Origin of the sequence: Penaeicola halotolerans (assembly GCF_016464625.1) — a bacterium.
Classification (GTDB): Bacteria; Bacteroidota; Bacteroidia; order Cytophagales; family Cyclobacteriaceae; genus Penaeicola; species Penaeicola halotolerans.
Genome location: NZ_JAEAGO010000004.1, coordinates 87,103 through 105,106 on the forward strand (window position 1 = coordinate 87,103; position 18,004 = coordinate 105,106).

Sequence of the window (18,004 nt, forward strand, 5' to 3'; positions counted from 1 at the left end):
TAAGTGGTTGAGCCTGATGAGTTAAATTATGTTAATGGCCTCATAGTTTTTTGGTTGGGGGGATTAGGCGAGTCATATTTACTAAATTTGAAAAATAAACTAATTTATTAATTTATTAAAATAAGGGAATTCATATATTTAGAGGGATAATCATGAAAAAGAAATTAATAATCATATCTATCTCTGCTGTAGTCGGCATTTGGATCATTTACTCTGTGTTTTCGTCAAGTGCGTCTACAGGAGAAGCTGATCTGATCGTGCCAGTAGTAGAGGGGCCATTTAAAGTCGAGATTACCACAACGGGGGAATTGAAAGCCCTAAGATCAGTGCAAGTGTTAGGTCCTACTAATGCTCGAAACTTTAGAGTGAATAACCTGAGGATAGATCGAATAGTAGATGAGGGAACAGTCGTAGAAGAAGGCGATTTTATCGCTGATTTAGATAAATCAGAGCTTTTTGGTAGATTATCAGATGCTCAGGACAACTTAGAGACTGAACAAGCACAATATGACCAAACAAGACTTGATACAGCTCTCGTATTGAGACAAGAGCGCGATAACTTGCTTAACCTAGAATATGCCTACGAAGAAGCGAAGCTCGTATTAGAGCTTTCTCAATTTGAGCCGCCAGCAACGATTAGACAAAACGAGTATAATGTCGAAAAAGCTGAACGAGATGTACAGCGCGCTAAAGAAAACTATGTGATCAAAGTGAGTCAGCAGAAAGCGATCATGCAGGAGCGTACTGCTAGACTAAGAGAAGAGCAAAGGGATTTTGATCAAATCAACGCTTTATTGGATGAATTTACGATCAGAGCACCACAAGATGGTATGGTGATCTATGAACGAGGTAATGATGGCAATAGAATAGGTCCGGGTTCACAAATCAGCTCTTGGAATCCAGTTGTAGCTACCCTTCCTGATCTAACAGTCATGGAGTCTATCACCTATGTCAATGAGGTGGATATTAGAAAAGTAAAAGTAGGTCAAAAAGTAGAAATTGGATTAGATGCTTTCCCTGAAAAGAAACTCACAGGTGTAGTCACTCGAGTAGCGAATGTTGGACAGCAGCGCCCTAACTCTGACGCTAAGGTTTTTGAAGTAACTATTAGAGTTAATGAGTCGGATTCCACCCTACGACCTGCTATGACTACAAGTAATGCCATCATAGCAGAATCTCTTCCATCTGCTAAGTATGTCCCTCTAGAGGCTATTCATGTGCAAAATGACTCAATCAATTATGTTCATTTGAGAAGTGGCAACAAGCAAGAAGTTCAGCTAGGACTATCCAATGCCAATGAGGTTCAAATTCTCATGGGTTTAGATCCTGGAGATCAAGTGTATTTATCTATACCAAGCTGGTCGGATGATAAAGAAGTGAGGTTATTGCCAGAGTTGAATGGTAAAAGGCAAATGTCTACAGGCGCGGATAGCTTAGATACAGAAGAAGCTGTAGAAGAAAACCCTAACCCTAACAGTAGAAGAGGTGGTGGCGCTAATCGAGGAAGAGAATAATGATGAATCCAAGAATATTAGCTAATTTTTATATCGCCCTCGAAGCAGTTATAGCCAATAAGGTCAGGTCACTACTCACAGCACTAGGAATCATCTTTGGTGTTGCTGCAGTAATTGCCATGCTTGCCATAGGCAATGGAGCACAACAAGAGATCCTTGAGCAGATCAAACTAGTAGGGGTGAATAATATCATCATAGAACCGATAGTAGAGCAGACAGAAGAGCAAGTGAGTGGAGGATCTGCAGAGCGAGAAAAGAAGAAATTTTCTCCGGGGATAAGGATGCTAGATGCGAAGAGTATCGCTGAGATCCCAGGTGTTGTCAATATTAGCCCTGAGATCATTTTGGATACCTATATTGTAAATAATGGTATCAGAAGAAGTGCTAAACTCGTAGGTGTTGAGCCTGAGTATTTTGAAGTAACTAACTTTAATCTAAGAGAAGGGAAGCTATTTAGTGAGCTTCAATTGGAGACGGGTGCACCTGTTTGTATCATTGGAAGAGGGGTTCAGACCAAGTTTTTTAGCACAGAAAATCCCATCGGTAAAAAAATCAAATGTGGAAATCAGTGGCTAGAAGTCATAGGCGTACTTGAAGAGCGAATAGTATCTGAAAATAGTAAGTCTAAACTGGGAATCAGGGACTTCAATATGGACGTCTATACACCAGTACAGACCATGCTAGTGAGATATAAGAATAGAGATAAAATCACTACTAGCTCACTCAATGGCGGTGGTGGAGGTCTTCGTTTCTTCTCTATTGTTCAAGAAGAAGGAGCTAGTAATACTTCTAGTAGCGGCAATACTAACTACCATCAAATAGATAAGCTGATCGTACAAGTCGAAAACTCAGAAAAGCTCAGCAGTACAGCAGAAATCATCAGTAGGATGCTAGAAAGAAGACATTTTGGGGTGATTGACTATGAAATCACTATTCCTGAACTTCTACTGAAGCAGCAGCAGCGGACGCAAAATATCTTCAACATTGTTCTAGGGGCTATTGCAGGTATTTCCCTATTGGTAGGAGGTATTGGTATTATGAATATCATGCTAGCCTCTGTGATGGAGCGTATCAAGGAGATCGGCTTGAGACTTTCTATTGGCGCTCAAAAAGAGGATATCGTACTTCAGTTCCTCTTTGAAGCAGTGATGATCAGTGTTACTGGTGGTTTGATCGGTGTCATATTGGGTATCATCTTAGCCTCTTTAGTTTCTCGATTTGGTGATTTCCCAACGATTATTTCATTTTCATCTATTATAATTTCATTTGGTGTAGCAGCTTCTGTTGGTCTGATCTTCGGAATCGCACCTGCCAGACGAGCCGCTAGCCAAGACCCTATAACTTCATTAAGATATGAATAAACGGATATCATTATTTTTAGTAGTTGCTCTTGCCATGGTGGTGATGCAGACAGCTCATGCTCAGCAAAATCTCAGACTGACACTTCAAGATGTCATAGATTTAGCTAAGTCGCAGTCACCAGCCTCACTTCAAGCAGAGACCCGAAAGGAAAACTCTTATTGGAACTTTAGAACGTATAAGGCACAGTTTAATCCTCAAGTGGTTTTGAGTGGTAGTCTTCCACAGTATAGAAGAGACTTTTCTCCAATTACTCAGCCTGATGGAAGTATTATCTTTCAGCCGCGTACTCAGAATTCATCTGACTTAGAACTTGGAGTTCAGCAAGCACTGCCTTTCTCGGGAGGAACAGTCTCTGTCAATACTTCGATTGCTAGGTTCGATGATTTTGATCGTGATTTTACACAGTGGAGCGGAGTACCAGTTAATATTAGGCTTTTTCAACCTATTCTGGGCTATAATAGATTCAAATGGGATAAGAAAATCGAGCCACTGAGATACGAAGAGTCTAAGCGAAGCTATGTGCAGCAGTTAGAAGAAATCTCCCGTACTGTGACAGGCTTATTTTTCGATTATCTAGAAGCACAGATTAATCTAGAGATTGCAGAAAAGAACTTGGCCAATACTAAAGAAATTTATCAGATAGCTAAAAATAGATATGATATTGGTACAGTAGCAGAGGACGAGTTGCTTAACATTGAATTACAAATGCTTACTTCTGATCAGGCCGTTGCGCAATCCAAACTAGATATAGAGAGTAGTGCTTTGGCTTTGAAATCTTACATTGGTATCAATGAGGAGACGAATCTTCAGTTAGTCATTCCTGATAATATTCCAGAATTTTCAGTGAACGTAGATAGAGCGATAGATCAAGCAAAAAATAATCGGGCTGAATATATCTCCTTTGAAAGGAGGATCACAGAAGCCGAGAGTGATATTGCACAGGCTAGGGCTCAGCGATATGATATCAGCATGCAAGCGCAGTTTGGTTATAATAACAGAGGTTTCAATTTTAATGATGTCTATCTAAATCCTCAAAATCAGCAGATTGTTTCATTGGGATTCTCATTCCCGATCATAGACTGGGGTAGAAATAAGGCGAGGATGGCTTCTGCTACTGCAAACAAAGAATTGACGGAGTATACAGTAGCGCAAGAGCGTGTAAATTTTGAGCAAGAGATTTTCACGTTGGTGAGAAACTTTGAAATGCTTAAGAGTAGACTTGCAGTGAGCAAAAAGTCTGATGAGATTGGTCAGAAGCGATTTGAATTGACTAGGAATAGATATCTGATTGGAAGGGTAGATATCATTAATTTAAATCAAGCGCAAACAGAAAAAGATCAAGCGAAAAGAAACTTCATCAATTCGATCAGAACCTACTGGCAAGCTTATTATGATTTGAGAACTCGTACGCTTTACGATTTTGAGAATGACCAGATACTCTTCTCCGATGAAGATTTTAGAGAATAAAGAAAGGGAGCCATTTAGCTCCCTTTTTTTATGACTTCAACAAGATAGATTAGGTAAGCATACCACCGTCTACTTGGATAGTCTGTCCGGTGATGTAAGCACTCATATCTGATCCTAAGAATACGCATAGGTTTGCGACATCTTCTGGTGCACCTCCTCTTTTAAGTGGAATAGCATCTCTCCAGCCTTGTACAGTTTTCTCATCTAGCACGTCCGTCATTTCTGTTTCGATGAATCCTGGAGCGATGGCATTGCTGCGGATATTTCTAGAGCCAAGCTCTAGCGCTACTGATTTCGTGAAGCCGATGATTCCAGCCTTAGAAGCAGCATAGTTAGCTTGTCCAGCATTTCCTTTGACACCTACTACAGATGTCATGTTGATGATAGAACCGCTTTTTTGTTTCATGAATGTTTTCGTAGCTGCTTTCACAGTATTGAAACAAGACTTGAGGTTGACATTGATGACTTCGTCCCAAGCCTCTTCCGTCATTCTCATGAGTAGATTGTCCTTTGTGATCCCTGCATTGTTTATCAATATATCTAGCTTACCAAAGTCCGCCACTACTTCATCGATGAGTGCTTGAGCTGCGTCAAACTGTGAAGCATCTGATTTGTAACCCTTTGCTTTGACACCTAGTGCTTGTAGTTCTTTTTCTAAGGCTTGCCCTTTTTCGATACTAGATAAAAAAGTAAAAGCCACATCAGCTCCTTGTGCTGCGTAAGTCAGTGCGATGGCTCTTCCTATTCCTTTTGATGCGCCTGTGATAAGCGCTACTTTTCCAGTTAATAGTTTCATAGTATTTTCTATATGCTGTTTAAAAGATATGCACAAATTTCACCGTTTGCTTGTGCGTTTATGAAAGGGTAAAATTAGTGTTTTTTTTAGAACCACCATCAAGAAGCATGGAAGGAGGGCTTTCCTTCAGTTTTTTAGTTTATGATCCAACATATTTGCCATTGGGGAAGTTAATGATCCGATTGTTAATTTATCACAGCGCTAGCCACTTAGCCTTGCTCAAATTTTTTTCTGACCTAGAAAAAATTAAATTTGCAAAGGTTAAATTACTTATAAATTAAAGAATAGATATGTCAGCGAAATATGATGTCCTTGTAATAGGAGCTGGTCCGGGTGGTTATGTGGCAGCTATCAGAGCTTCTCAGTTGGGTATGAAAGTAGGAGTAGTGGAGAAAGCCGAGCTAGGTGGTGTATGTCTCAACTGGGGTTGTATTCCTACCAAAGCTTTATTGAAGAGTGCACAAGTTTTTGAATACATCAACCATGCTAAGGACTATGGTATCGATGTCAAAGAAGCGAATGCGGATTTTGCCGGTATGGTCAAAAGAAGCAGAGAAGTAGCAGGAGGCATGAGTAAAGGCATCCAATTTTTATTTAAGAAAAATAAAATAGATCACATCGCTGGAGAGGCTAAAGTAAAGGCTGGAAAGAAAGTAGAAGTGACCTCTGATAAAGGAGAGAAAACTACTTACTCAGCAGATCACATCATCATCGCGACTGGCGGACGTGCTAGAGAGTTGCCTCATATGAAAATAGACGATAAGAAAATCATCGGCTATAGAAAAGCGATGACCCTCGAGAAGCAGCCTAAGAGCATGGTGATCGTAGGATCTGGTGCGATAGGTGTTGAGTTTGCTTACTTCTACAATTCTATAGGCACAGATGTGACGATCGTAGAGTACCTAGACCGTATAGTGCCAGTAGAAGATGAGGAAGTATCTAAGCAGCTAGAGCGCTCATACAAAAAGTCTGGTATCAATATCATGACCAATGCAGAGGTCACTGGCATAGACACTAAAGGCAGTGGCTGCAAAGTAACTGTGAAAACTAAAAAAGGTGAGGAGACGATCAATTGTGATATTGTACTATCTGCGGTAGGGGTATCTACCAATGTAGAAGGTATCGGACTTGAAGATGTTGGTATCTTGGTAGAAAAAGGTAAGGTCGTGGTAGATGACTACTATCAGACGAATATGCCAGGCTACTATGCTATCGGTGATATCGTAAAAGGTCCAGCGCTTGCTCACGTAGCTTCAGCAGAGGGGATTACTTGTGTAGAAAAGATAGCAGGTCATCACCCAGAGCCTATTGACTATAATAATATCCCAGGCTGTACATATTGCAGTCCTGAGATTTCATCTGTAGGTTATACAGAAAAAGCTGCGAAAGAAGCAGGATATGAAATAAAAGTGGGTAAATTTCCTTTCTCAGCATCAGGTAAGGCAAGTGCAGCTGGTGCTAAAGACGGATTTGTGAAGGTGATCTATGATGCCAAGTATGGAGAACTTCTTGGTGCGCATATGATAGGAGCCAATGTCACAGAAATGATCGCTGAGATCGTGACTGCTAGAAAGTTGGAAACTACTGCACATGAGATCTTAAAGGCTATTCACCCACACCCAACGATGTCAGAAGCTGTGATGGAAGCTACAGCGGCTGCTTATGATGAAGTGATACACTTATAATCAACCATAAAAGAAAACGCTTGGAAAAGCTTATAGAAGAAGATGAATTAGTCTCGAGGCTCCAAGCCAATGAACGGGGTGCTGTCGAATACTTATACAAAAAGTACTCGGGAGCATTACTCGGTGTCATTGGTAGAATCATCACAGATACTGACTTAGCAGAGGAAGTATTTCATGATGCATTCGTAAAGATTTGTCAAAAATCAGAGAGCTATGATCCCTCAAAAGGGCGCCTGTATACTTGGATGGCCAATATCTGTCGAAATAGTGCGATAGATAAAACGCGATCTAAGGAATTTTCAAAAGCTGGTAAGACCAATACGATAGATGACTTCGTATATAAAATCGAAGCTGACAATCAGATTGAGTCTGAAGTAGATTTCATCGGATTAAAGGAAACCTTATATGTTTTGAATGAAGAACAAAGGTTTATCATTGATCAGATATACTTCCAAGGCTACACGCATAGTGAAGTTGCAGAAGAGTTTGGAATCCCTCTGGGGACTGTCAAATCCCGATTAAGGGCAGCTTTAATTGTATTACGAAAAAAACTAGGCGAAATTGAATAAAGAAGAGTACATATCGTCAGGCATACTAGAGCTCTATGTATTAGGAGAGCTTAGTAGTGCAGAGCAGCAAGAGGTGCTCAGCATGGCCGCAAAGTACCCTGAGATCAAAGAAGAGATCAGACAGATCGAGCTGGCTATGGAGGAGTTTGACAAAACTCTAGCCATAAAGCCATCTAAAAAGATCGAAGACAGGATCTTCTCGACTCTCTATGGGGCTAATGATTCAGTAAGCGAACCAAGACAGACTAACACTACCTCAACTCCAAAAGAAGCAAAAGTAGTCAGCATGTCCTCGGTGAGTTATTGGCAAAGGATTGCAGCTGTTACTACAGGTATCGCTATCCTTGCTTCCGCAGCAGCTGTATATTATGCAGCGATGTTTTCGGATGTAGACAGTAGGTATGTAGCCCTGCTCAATGAGCGTTCAGTGCTGGCAGAGGAGCTACAGGTCAATCAAACAAAGTTGGAACAGCTTTCAGACAATTTCAACATTGCTTTGAGTTCGGATTTTCAAAAGATCGATCTAGCAGGTTTGGATATCCAGCCTGAAGCTAGAGTAGCAGTCTTCTGGAATGAAAAGGAATCTGAAGTCTTTGTAGGAGTCAACTCACTAGCGCAGTTAGATGCTGAAAAAGACTATCAACTATGGGCACTCGTAGATGGGCAGCCGGTAGATATGGGGCTCTTGAGCTCACTCTCTCCAGATGCACTTCAAAAGATGAAGTCTATAGACAGAGCAGATGCCTTTGCTATCACCATAGAGCCTAAAGGTGGTAGTGTAGGTCCTACACTAGATCAGATGGTGGTTCTAGGAACTGTATAGTCAAACTTGATTTGATATTTGAATTCCTGTCGCGAAAGTGGCAGGAATTTTTTCATTTATACATTATCTTCAAGGCATGGAATTAGAACTCTCAACTCCCGCACTTTTATTTCCAGCCATTACACTTTTGATGCTAGCTTTTACGAATCGTTTTTTGGCTATTGCCAATTTGATTAGGGGCTTGCATAAAAAGTATATAGAGCTCGGAGAACAGCCTAAGATCAAAAGTCAAGTGACTAGTCAGATCAAAAATCTTAGAACAAGACTGAGCATGATCAAATACATGCAGGCATTTGGAGTGGCAAGTTTTCTACTTTGTGTAGTCTGTATGTTGCTACTATTTAATGGACTTCAATATCCTGCACGATTCGTTTTCATAGGCAGTATGGTGACGCTATTGATTTCTCTAGGGATCTCGCTGATAGAGATACAAATATCCACACGGGCACTAAATGTAGAGCTGAGTGATATGGAGGAATTTTCTAATTCAGGTACATGGACAGATTTTAAATTCACTAAAAATAAATGAGAACACTTAAAAATATCTTACTCCTTTTAGTTCTATTTTCTCTCTCTTGTGCAACCAAACAAGGCACACAGCTCGATCAGCAGAATAGTCATCATGTCATTAAGATCAATTCTGAAGAGGAGTTAAAAGAATTTTATACTTGGACGGAAGATAGACTTCCGATGGTTTCTGCTCATAGAGGTGGACCTTATCCAGGATTTCCAGAAAATGCCATAGAGACTTTTGAAAACGTGCTTAGATACACACCAGCGATCATCGAGTGTGATGTGGAACTGACTAAAGATAGTCTACTCGTTATGATGCATGATCGAACGCTCGATAGGACGACTTCAGGCTCAGGGCGTGTTTTCGATCATACTTTAGCAGAGATCAAAGCGCTTCAGTTAAAGGATAATGAGGGTACGCTTACCAATTTCCAAGCTCCCACTTTACAAGAGGTTTTGACTTGGTCAAAGGGGAAAGCGCTTTTGACAGTAGATGTGAAGCGTAATGTGCCCTTTGAACTGGTAGTGAATGCTATAGAAGAAACAGGTGCTGAGCTTTATGCGGCTGTGATTACTTACAGTTTGGCTGATGCTATCAAGGTGCATAATCTCAATCCTGCCTTAATGCTTTCAGTCACTGTTCGCAATGAGGCAGAACTGGAAGCACTTGAATCTTCAGGTATTGCACTGGATAGAGTAATTGCCTTTACTGGAACATCAGAAAGACCTCAAGCTTTTAATGAACTCCTGCATCAAAAGGGGATTTTTACTATTCTGGGTGTTTTGGGTAACATAGATAAAAGTGCAGAAGCAAGGGGAGATCAATTATATGAAGGATTTATAGCGAGAGGAGCTGATATTTTGGCAACTGATAGGCCAATAGAGGCTGCTAAAGTGATACAGTCACTCAATCTAAAAAGCAGTAAAAGTAAGTTTTTTGAATTATCGACTAAATGAGATGATTATAGATTTGAGAAGTGACACTGTCACTAAACCGAGCAAAGGAATGCTAGAAGCCATGATGTCTGCTTCTGTTGGAGATGATGTTTATGGAGAAGATCCCACAGTCAATGCTTTGGAGCAAAAGGCTGCGGAGATGTTTGGAATGGAGGAAGCGCTATTTTGTCCATCAGGGACGATGACCAACCAAATAGCGATCAGGCTACACACACAGCCTCAGACGGAGGTGATCTGCCATAAATATTCACATATTCATCTCTATGAGGCTGGAGGTATCGCTTATAATAGTATGGCTTCACTCAAGCTACTTGAAGGGGAACAAGGAAAAATCACTGCTGAGAGTGTCGCTGCTGCCATTAGTCCGGATGATGTGCATGCATGTCCAAGTGTCTTGGTTTCATTAGAGAACACGATGAATAAAGGTGGAGGAAGTATCTATCAGTTGGCTGAAATACAAGCGATCAAAGATGTTTGTGAGAAAAACGGCATGAAACTTCACTTAGATGGCGCACGACTCTTCAATGCTTTAGTAGAGACAGGAGATGATCCTAAAGCTTATGGAGCTATTTTTGATACGATATCTATTTGTTTGAGCAAAGGATTGGGTTGCCCGGTGGGGTCACTTTTACTAGGGTCAAAGGAGGATATCAAGCGATCAAAGCGAATCCGTAAAGTGTTAGGTGGAGGCATGAGACAAGCTGGATTTTTAGCTGCTGCAGGCATTTATGCACTCGATCATCAGGTTGATCGGCTCAAAGATGATCATGCCCATGCAAGGCAGATAGGTGATATACTTAAGAAGGCTAAATATGTCTCTAACGTCATGCCTATTGCCACTAATATTGTTATAGCAAGTCTCTCTGGAATTACCCCAGAAGCGTATTTAATTTTACTAAAGGAGAAAGGTGTATTAGGGGTGAAGTTTGGTCCAAATGAGGTGAGGTTTGTTACGCATCATGATATTGATTCAACGCATATTTCGGTATTTGAGGACGTCATCAAGTCCATCTAGAGTAGCTACCATCTAAAACAATAAAAGCGAATGGATAGCCATTCGCTTTTATTGTTTATCTACTAATTGGTAGTCTTTCTATTTGCTTATTAATCAATCTATTTCCCGTTTACTAATTGGTTTTTCAGCTCTCTAGAGATTTGGAGAAACATTTCCCTGTTCTTAGTAGCTCTTGCTATTTGAAGGGCTCCCTGAAGCGCTGCTAAAAGCATGTAAGCTTTGTCTTCAGCTGCTCCACTGACTCTAAGTGAACCTTCATACTGACCATCGTTGATCGTTTTTACAAGCCACTTATACCTATCATTGAAGTAAAGCTTGAGTGATTCTTGCATTTCTTCTGACAGGGTATTGAACTCAGCACTTAGTATACCTCCAAGGCTTATCTTTTTTTCACCCATTGCAGCTTTTTGATAGTTTTGGAAGAAGCCTTCTATCTTGACAGCGGCATTCTCTTTTTGGTCATCTAGCTTTTTGGTCCAGTCTTTAAACTCTTCCATGTAGCGATTGATCAAAGCTAGTCCTAGCTTTTCCTTAGTTGGGAAATGATAGTGGATACTGGCTTTTTTGATACCTACTTTATCAGAAAGATCTTGAAAACTAAATGCATTGTAACCTCTTGTTAAAATGAGTTCCTCAGCTAAGTCTAGAAGTTCTTTTTTCTTGTCGTTCATGCCTAATTTGAAAAAGGTTTAATTTAGTTTCGAAAGGAGCTTTCACTTTTTTGTTGCTAGAAAGACACCTGCAAAAATAAGAAGAGAAAATAAAATCTTGGGTAAATCTAATTGATCTTGTTTTAAAATAATAGCAATAAGCGTAGCAAATACGGGTTGTATGTATGCATATACGCCCACTACGCTTGAATTAACGTAGCTCAAGGCCCAAGTGTTTAATAAATAAGTGAGAAAGGTGACTCCTAAAATCACAAAAGCGATGATCCACCAGATTTGAGCGGGAAGCTGAGACCACGATACTGCTTGAAGTTCAGACCAGCCAAAAGGAAGTACCAGCAAAGCCCCAAATAAGAACACCCACTTCACCACAGTCAGCGCTTGATACTTGGCCATGAGCGGCTTTACCTTTACCAAATAGTAGCCGTAAGTGGTAGCGTTAAGTAGTATCATAAGATCTCCTGCAAACACGGCATTTCCCCAGTCAATCTCCCCACTTAAAAGGAGTAAAATAGCCCCTGATGCCCCTAGGAGAACTCCACCTATTTTATACCCTGTCGGTTTTTCTTTGTTTAACCAAAGAGAAAACAGCAGTACGATGATCGGTAGTGTAGTCATGATCAAAGAGGCGTGGATCGGAGAGGTTAAGCTCAAGCCTTTGAAGAAAAGTAGTTGATTGGCAGCTACTCCCATAGCAGCCAATCCAAATAGTCTTAGGTAATCTCTTCTATCCGAAATGCGCTCTTTGCTAACAAAAAAGTGAAGGACAGTAAAGAGCAAGGCGGCAGAAAGTACCCTCATATTGATAAACCCGAAAGCTCCAATGTAGGTGGGCATGACTATTTTGGCAAGCCCGTAATTCAGACCATATATAATTCCTACCAAGAGGAGCGCCAAGTGTACCCAGAGCCTTTTATTCATCTCGCGAAATTACATGCTAGATAGCCGAAAAGATGCTGCTTCGTCAGATTAATTTTTGACAAGTCATGACTCGATTCTTTTGTCTGTTTCATTCATTTTTTGAAGAAAATCGTCAAATTTGATCATGAATCAATCACCCTTAGCAGAGCGCGTCCGTCCTAGCAAGCTAGATGAAATCATTGGTCAGGAGCATTTGACCCATCCGGACGGTTTTTTGGCAAAAGCCATTAAGTCGGGCAATGTTCCCTCGATGATATTCTGGGGTCCTCCTGGAGTGGGTAAAACGACCTTTGCCAATGTCATTGCTCATGAAGTGAAAGCTCCCTTTTACACTTTAAGTGCGATAAGTTCTGGTGTCAAGGAGGTGAGAGAGGTGATCGAAAAGGCGAAATTTCAGCGTGGAGTGATTTTATTTATTGATGAGATCCATCGCTTTAGTAAATCTCAACAAGACGCACTTCTAGGAGCAGTAGAAAAAGGCACGATCAGGCTCATAGGTGCTACCACGGAGAATCCATCTTTTGAAGTCAATGCCGCGCTACTAAGTAGATGTCAGGTCTACACGCTGAAGGCTTTAGATGAAGCTAAGCTTTTGGAATTGATCAAACAAGCCACCAAGCAAGACACTTGGCTACAGTCTAAAAAGTTTTCATTGAAAGAGTATGGAGCACTTTTGAAACTGTCAGGTGGCGATGCTAGGAAGTTGCTTAATTTATTTGAACTGGTGGTAGATGCGCTTGGCGAATCTGAGGAAGAAATCACTGACGAACTAGTGATCAATGTAGCACAGCAGCGAGTTTCTGTCTATGATAAGTCAGGAGAACAGCATTATGACATCATTTCAGCCTTCATCAAATCCATCAGAGGAAGTGATCCTAATGCTGCGCTTTATTGGCTAGCGAGGATGATCGAAGGAGGAGAAGACCTGAAATTTATCGCTAGAAGACTGCTTATTTTAGCCTCGGAAGATATAGGAAATGCTAATCCCACTGCTTTGGTTATGGCCAATAATACTTTTCAAGCGGTCAATGTCATTGGTTATCCTGAGTCCAGAATAATCCTCGCACAGTGTGTCACCTATTTAGCAAGTTCGGCTAAAAGTAATGCAGCATATATGGGAATTAACCAAGCTCAGCAGATCGTACGTCAAGAGGGAGATTTACCCGTGCCATTACACTTGAGAAACGCACCTACCAAGCTGATGAAGGATATGGACTATGGTAAAGGCTACAAGTATGCTCATGATTTCCCTCAAAACTTCGTAGATCAAGAGTTTATGCCAGATAAACTGAAAGGTAAAAAACTTTACGATCCTGGGAAGAATCCTCGAGAGGAAGAAATGAGAAGACGTCTTCAGCAGCTTTGGGGAAAGAAGTACGGTTATTAGTCAATTGTGAAAATCACCTCTTCATCAGGTACTCTAAACCTTTCACTATAGATTCCTTCTGGTTTACCAGGACCGCAAGCTATAATCATATTAATCTCAGCACCAGCTGGAAGTTTGAGTAATTTCTTGACGCGCTTACTATCAAACCCTTCCATCGGGCAAGAGTCAAGACCTTCTGATTTGAGGGCATACATAAGTGTCATGGCTGCTAAGCCCGCACTTTTGTGTACACTGATACGCGCATTGACATCTCCAACTTCTCTAAGCATCGGTCTAAAAAGCCCTACAGACCAGGCAAAAATTCTTTTACCAAGGCTAAAGAGACCAGTATAATCTTTGACATAAAATTTAGGAATTAAACTACTATAATAAGCTTCCGCTCTTTTAGCAGCTTTATCTGTGCGCCCTTTGTATACTTTTCTGATTTGTGCTAGGTTGGCATCTTTTCTTTTTCTCCAAAGGTCACGTCTGGCTACGACCAAAATCAATTCTCTGGCGGTTTTAGCAGCCTTTTGTCCCATACAATAGTCGGCTAGTTGCGCTTTTATTTGAGGATTTTTGACGCGATAAAACTCCCAAAGTTGCATATTACTGCTATTGGGTGCTAGTGTGGCAGCATGCAAACTGCGCTTTACGGCATCTTCATCGTACGGGGTTGACTCGTCAAAAATCCTAACTGATCTTCGTTCAGATAAAATTTGTGTAAATATCTCTGCTTGTGATTGATCCATTTGAAAAAGCTTTGCTTATATTTATAAATCAAATTTAGGGATACTTTTTGAAGCAGACACAGATCATCTATAAAACCATGTCAAATCTCATAAGATTAACTGTATTTCTATTTTTCTTCTACAGCCCCTTTATCAGTTCCGCGCAGAAGGCTGTGGAGGATTTTAAAAGAAAAGGAATCGTCAAACCTTTTGATTACAAAGAGAGTGGTAAAACCAATTTCAAAGTACTTACTTGGAATGTAGAGCATTTTGTAGATTATACAGACAATCCCTACATAGATCACCCTCGTGAAGATATGCCGCTAGAGGCGATGAATGGTCGCCCAGAGTTGCTTTTGAGAGCACTACAGACTGCGAATGCGGACATCGTAGTACTTCAAGAATTTGAAAATGTCGCTTTTTTACAGGCGTTGGTTGAGGATAATCTTCCAGATATGGGGTATAAGTTTTTTGCAGCGGCAGAAAGTAATGATTGGTATCAAAATGTAGTCATCATGAGTAAAGTGCCTCTTGGGGTCTTCTATCAATATGGACAAGTCACTACTCCAGTACCTGGGATCACTACTGATGCAGGCGTAGCCGAAACGCAAAATAAAATCAATACAAGAATGTGGGCAGTGGATGTTTTTGTCAATGACAACTACTCTTTCGTACTCTTTGGCGCACATCTCAAGGCAGGCAGAAGTGAGCGTGATATCGCTATGCGAAAAGGTCAAATCACCTTTCTGAAAGGTCAGATGGAAAGGTTTTTGAGAGAAAATCCTACTTCTAACTTCCTTTTGATGGGGGATCTAAACTGCGAGCCTGATAGTGAGGAAATCAAAATGTTGCTTTCTGGGCCTGAGGGAGTAGCACTAGTAGATCCATTAGCGAGTACCGATGTTTACACACATCCTTCTTCTATGCCAAATAGAAGGATTGATCATATCCTACCAAATCAGCATATGGCCAAAGAGCTGATCAAATGGTCAATCACTTCACCAAGTATCTTGAATGCTGCCGAATTGGTAAAATTAAGCGATCATTTACCATTAGTAGCTGAATTTTATAGTGTAGATAAGTGATTCTCGTAGTGGATATTTATCTGGCTAGCGAGATCCATATGTATTTTAGATTTTCCTTATTTAAATAAACTAAAACCACCATGAAAGCTAAACTTCTAATCACTCTTTCTTTTGCATTTGTTTGTTTCAGTACTTTTGCTCAAACGGACTCAACGGGTGTAGCCAAGGATACTACCTATTGGACAAAAGCATTCAATTTAGGACTAAACTTCAGTCAAGCATCTTTTAGCGATAACTGGGCTGGTGGAGGTGTCAACTCCATTGCTATCGGTTCGCTTGTAAATGCCAGGGCAAATTATCTAAAAGATAAAATAAGTTTTGATAATGAATTTGAGTTTCTCTACGGAATCGTCCAAAACAAAGATCAAAATGCTCGAAAATCTAATGATAGGCTCTTCTTGGATTCTAAGCTAGGTTATAAATTAACAGATAAGTGGGGTGGATTTTTCTCTTTGAACTTTATATCACAAGTAGCTAAGGGATATAATTTTAGTACAGATGTAAATGGCGCTGAACAAAGAACTTTGATCTCTAGCTTTTTGGCTCCAGCGTTTATCACGTCTTCTCTAGGTTTTGAATACAAGCCAAATCAAAGCTTTAATGTCAGAATAGGTCCTTTTTCTCCACGTATCACAGTGGTCAATGATCTAGAACTATTCAACACAGTCCCTGATAACTATGGTGTGCCGATTGGCGAGCGTATCAGATATGAGTGGTTTGCCTTTCAACTATTTGCTAGCTTGGATAAGAACTTGACTGAAAACATTAATCTGAAGTCTAGATACATGCTTTTTGCCAATTATGAAGAGTTAGAGTTTGATAGAATTGACCATAGGTTGGATTTGACCATCACGGCAAAAGTTACTAAGTGGATCAATGTATCATTCTCTAGTATCAGCATTTACGATTTTGATCAAGATGACAAAATTCAGTTTTCTCAAGGTTTAGCCGTTGGCTTGCTCTATCAAATAGGAAATAAGAAATAATAGAACTTCATTAGATAGATGGCTTATTGACTATTGGATAAGCCATCTATTACTTTTTTTACTTCATCCATTGCCTCATTAGGCACAGTCAGGCTTAAGTTATAATGTGCTATTTTCCAGCCGTTATTCGTTAATTTCATCACGCCTGACCCTCTACAAGGCCCCATATTGGGCGTATCTAATGCTTCATCAAACCAAGCAGTATGGCCATCATCTGCTAATGTGATAAATCTACTGTGAGCTGTAAAGCTCCAAGCCCTTCCTCTATCAAAAAATGGTTTGCTCCAAGGCTTGAATTCAGCCACTGTCCAGCGTTCTGTAGCATCAGTGCCCATAAATATGGCACTATCGCTTTCGAACAAATCAAAATATGCCTCAAAATCTGCTCTCGCAGCAGCATCATGCCAACTATCTAATGTCATGGCAATCTTTTGAGTTTGAGATTCGAGCAGGTTATCATTTTCATTTGAACTTGATTGACAGCTAATAAGTAGTGTTAGAAACAAAGAGTAGTAGTATGCTTTATTCATTTTTGATAAGGTTTGGATCGATTATTAAGTTAATTCATTTTGTGCAGTGTTGATCATCTGAGAAACAATCTTTTTTCTATTAATTAAACACTTTTTAAATACTTGGCGTTAATAATATTCTTTATGTTAATTAATTGTTAACTTTATGTTACTGTAATGTTTTTAGCACGCTATGCGATACTTCATCATATGTGTTATCTTCCTTAGTACGCTCACAAATAATGTGATGGCGCAAGTAGTGGCATTGCCTGCTGGTGCTTTAGCTTTTTCTAGTGAGCATGAAGAAAGGCTATTTAAGTCTGATGATGATGTGTTTGCCTTGATGACTGCACTACATGCTGAGCCTTCACTCAATAATCAATCATGGCAAAAGCTGCTTCACACACTAGATAAGAAATCAAAGAAGAAACACTATCAAGAGTGGTTTGTACAGCAAATATTTTATCAGAGTCACAGGCAGCTATTGAAGACCTATGAGAAACATGCAACTTTCAATGATGTGCTGACTTCAGGCACTTATGACTGTGTGAGTGGAAGTGCTGTTCTTGGGCTTTTGCTAGATCGATATGGTTTTGAACATCAAGTAGTAGAGACAGATTATCATGTGTTTATCAAACTAGATATCGGTGAGAAGACGATTGTTTTGGAGAGCACAGAACCTTTGCATGGCTTTATTTCAGATCAAAATAGTGTTGATAAATTTTTGCAAAGCTTCAAAGAAGCTGCTCCTGTCGCTCAGACAGACCTAAAAATAGAATTGGGAAGCTTACTTAATTCAGAGAATGGAAAGTCAATTTATAACGAGATAGGCATTCATCAACTCGCTGGCTTACAATATTACAATGACGCTGTTTATCTTTTTAACCAAGAGTCTTATGAGCTCTGCTACAGACAGCTAGTCAAAGCAGCCGTACTTTATCCTTCCAAAAGAATTTTGAAATTTAGAGACTTGATGGAAAAGCTGAGGGCTATCCAAGAGGATGATTAAGAGCATAAAAAAACCGAGTGGAAACCCG

Annotated in this window: 18 protein-coding genes; 13 read left to right on the plus strand and 5 right to left on the minus strand. The window is 40.2% G+C overall.

Annotation, left to right across the window (positions count from 1 at the left end):
* Nucleotides 1-152: 152 nt before the first annotated feature.
* From I5349_RS11135 to I5349_RS11145, 3 genes are read left to right on the plus strand one after another with little or no spacing between them, the layout of a single operon-like run.
* Nucleotides 153-1,514, plus strand: a complete 1,362-nt coding sequence (locus I5349_RS11135; RefSeq protein ID WP_226390848.1) for an efflux RND transporter periplasmic adaptor subunit — start codon at nucleotides 153-155, stop codon at nucleotides 1,512-1,514.
* Nucleotides 1,514-2,875, plus strand: coding sequence for an ABC transporter permease (locus I5349_RS11140; RefSeq protein WP_226390849.1), 1,362 nt, complete (start codon nucleotides 1,514-1,516; stop codon nucleotides 2,873-2,875). The genes I5349_RS11135 and I5349_RS11140 overlap by 1 nt, the downstream gene beginning before the upstream one ends.
* Nucleotides 2,868-4,343 carry a TolC family protein gene (locus I5349_RS11145; RefSeq protein ID WP_226390850.1) on the plus strand — a complete coding sequence of 492 codons (1,476 nt, stop codon included), beginning with the start codon at nucleotides 2,868-2,870 and terminating at the stop codon, nucleotides 4,341-4,343. Before I5349_RS11140 ends, I5349_RS11145 begins: the two co-directional genes overlap by 8 nt.
* Before the next feature lie 49 nt (nucleotides 4,344-4,392).
* Here the strand turns inward: I5349_RS11145 and fabG are convergent, their stop codons facing one another.
* Nucleotides 4,393-5,139 carry a 3-oxoacyl-[acyl-carrier-protein] reductase gene (gene fabG, locus I5349_RS11150; RefSeq protein ID WP_226390851.1) on the minus strand — a complete coding sequence of 249 codons (747 nt, stop codon included), beginning with the start codon at nucleotides 5,137-5,139 and terminating at the stop codon, nucleotides 4,393-4,395.
* Between the two features lie 290 nt (nucleotides 5,140-5,429).
* Between fabG and lpdA the strand changes: the two genes are divergently transcribed.
* From lpdA to I5349_RS11180, 6 genes are all read left to right on the plus strand, one after another.
* Nucleotides 5,430-6,824, plus strand: coding sequence for a dihydrolipoyl dehydrogenase (gene lpdA, locus I5349_RS11155; RefSeq protein ID WP_226390852.1), 1,395 nt, complete (start codon nucleotides 5,430-5,432; stop codon nucleotides 6,822-6,824).
* A gap of 32 nt (nucleotides 6,825-6,856) precedes the next feature.
* Entirely contained in the window at nucleotides 6,857-7,393 is a 537-nt protein-coding gene (locus I5349_RS11160; RefSeq protein ID WP_226391090.1) for an RNA polymerase sigma factor, read from the plus strand.
* Nucleotides 7,386-8,216 (plus strand): anti-sigma factor, encoded by an 831-nt coding sequence (locus tag I5349_RS11165; protein WP_226390853.1) that lies wholly within the window; start codon nucleotides 7,386-7,388, stop codon nucleotides 8,214-8,216. The genes I5349_RS11160 and I5349_RS11165 overlap by 8 nt, the downstream gene beginning before the upstream one ends.
* A gap of 76 nt (nucleotides 8,217-8,292) precedes the next feature.
* The gene (locus tag I5349_RS11170) at nucleotides 8,293-8,745 is read left to right on the plus strand and encodes a DUF2721 domain-containing protein (RefSeq protein ID WP_226390854.1); all 453 of its coding nucleotides are present in this window, start codon (nucleotides 8,293-8,295) and stop codon (nucleotides 8,743-8,745) included.
* On the plus strand, nucleotides 8,742-9,686 hold the full coding sequence (locus I5349_RS11175; RefSeq protein WP_226390855.1) for a glycerophosphodiester phosphodiesterase family protein: 945 nt from the start codon (nucleotides 8,742-8,744) through the stop codon (nucleotides 9,684-9,686). The genes I5349_RS11170 and I5349_RS11175 overlap by 4 nt, the downstream gene beginning before the upstream one ends.
* A 1-nt stretch (nucleotide 9,687) precedes the next feature.
* Nucleotides 9,688-10,701, plus strand: a complete 1,014-nt coding sequence (locus tag I5349_RS11180) for a threonine aldolase family protein (protein ID WP_226391091.1) — start codon at nucleotides 9,688-9,690, stop codon at nucleotides 10,699-10,701.
* A gap of 98 nt (nucleotides 10,702-10,799) precedes the next feature.
* Here the strand turns inward: I5349_RS11180 and I5349_RS11185 are convergent, their stop codons facing one another.
* Both I5349_RS11185 and I5349_RS11190 read right to left on the minus strand, forming a co-directional pair.
* Nucleotides 10,800-11,372, minus strand: coding sequence for a TetR/AcrR family transcriptional regulator (locus I5349_RS11185; RefSeq protein ID WP_226390856.1), 573 nt, complete (start codon nucleotides 11,370-11,372; stop codon nucleotides 10,800-10,802).
* 42 nt (nucleotides 11,373-11,414) lie between these two features.
* Entirely contained in the window at nucleotides 11,415-12,290 is an 876-nt protein-coding gene (locus I5349_RS11190; protein WP_226390857.1) for a DMT family transporter, read from the minus strand.
* Between the two features lie 124 nt (nucleotides 12,291-12,414).
* On the opposite strand from I5349_RS11190, the gene I5349_RS11195 reads away from it, so the two are divergent.
* Nucleotides 12,415-13,677, plus strand: a complete 1,263-nt coding sequence (locus I5349_RS11195) for a replication-associated recombination protein A (protein ID WP_226390858.1) — start codon at nucleotides 12,415-12,417, stop codon at nucleotides 13,675-13,677.
* Here I5349_RS11195 and I5349_RS11200 read toward each other — a convergent pair.
* Nucleotides 13,674-14,408: a nitroreductase family protein gene (locus I5349_RS11200; protein ID WP_226390859.1), complete on the minus strand. Its 735-nt coding sequence runs from the start codon at nucleotides 14,406-14,408 to the stop codon at nucleotides 13,674-13,676. The two genes, I5349_RS11195 and I5349_RS11200, sit on opposite strands and share 4 nt — an antisense overlap.
* A 77-nt stretch (nucleotides 14,409-14,485) precedes the next feature.
* Between I5349_RS11200 and I5349_RS11205 the strand changes: the two genes are divergently transcribed.
* Complete coding sequence (locus I5349_RS11205; RefSeq protein ID WP_226390860.1) at nucleotides 14,486-15,472, plus strand: endonuclease/exonuclease/phosphatase family protein; 987 nt, start codon at nucleotides 14,486-14,488, stop codon at nucleotides 15,470-15,472.
* Between the two features lie 80 nt (nucleotides 15,473-15,552).
* On the plus strand, nucleotides 15,553-16,458 hold the full coding sequence (locus I5349_RS11210; RefSeq protein WP_226390861.1) for a DUF3078 domain-containing protein: 906 nt from the start codon (nucleotides 15,553-15,555) through the stop codon (nucleotides 16,456-16,458).
* A 23-nt stretch (nucleotides 16,459-16,481) separates the two neighbouring features.
* On the opposite strand, the gene I5349_RS11215 is transcribed toward I5349_RS11210, so the two are convergent.
* Nucleotides 16,482-16,988: a nuclear transport factor 2 family protein gene (locus I5349_RS11215; RefSeq protein WP_226390862.1), complete on the minus strand. Its 507-nt coding sequence runs from the start codon at nucleotides 16,986-16,988 to the stop codon at nucleotides 16,482-16,484.
* A 172-nt stretch (nucleotides 16,989-17,160) separates the two neighbouring features.
* Between I5349_RS11215 and I5349_RS11220 the strand changes: the two genes are divergently transcribed.
* A complete protein-coding gene (locus I5349_RS11220) occupies nucleotides 17,161-17,976 on the plus strand; it encodes a hypothetical protein (RefSeq protein WP_226390863.1) in 816 nt (271 codons plus the stop codon).
* Nucleotides 17,977-18,004 lie beyond the last annotated feature (28 nt).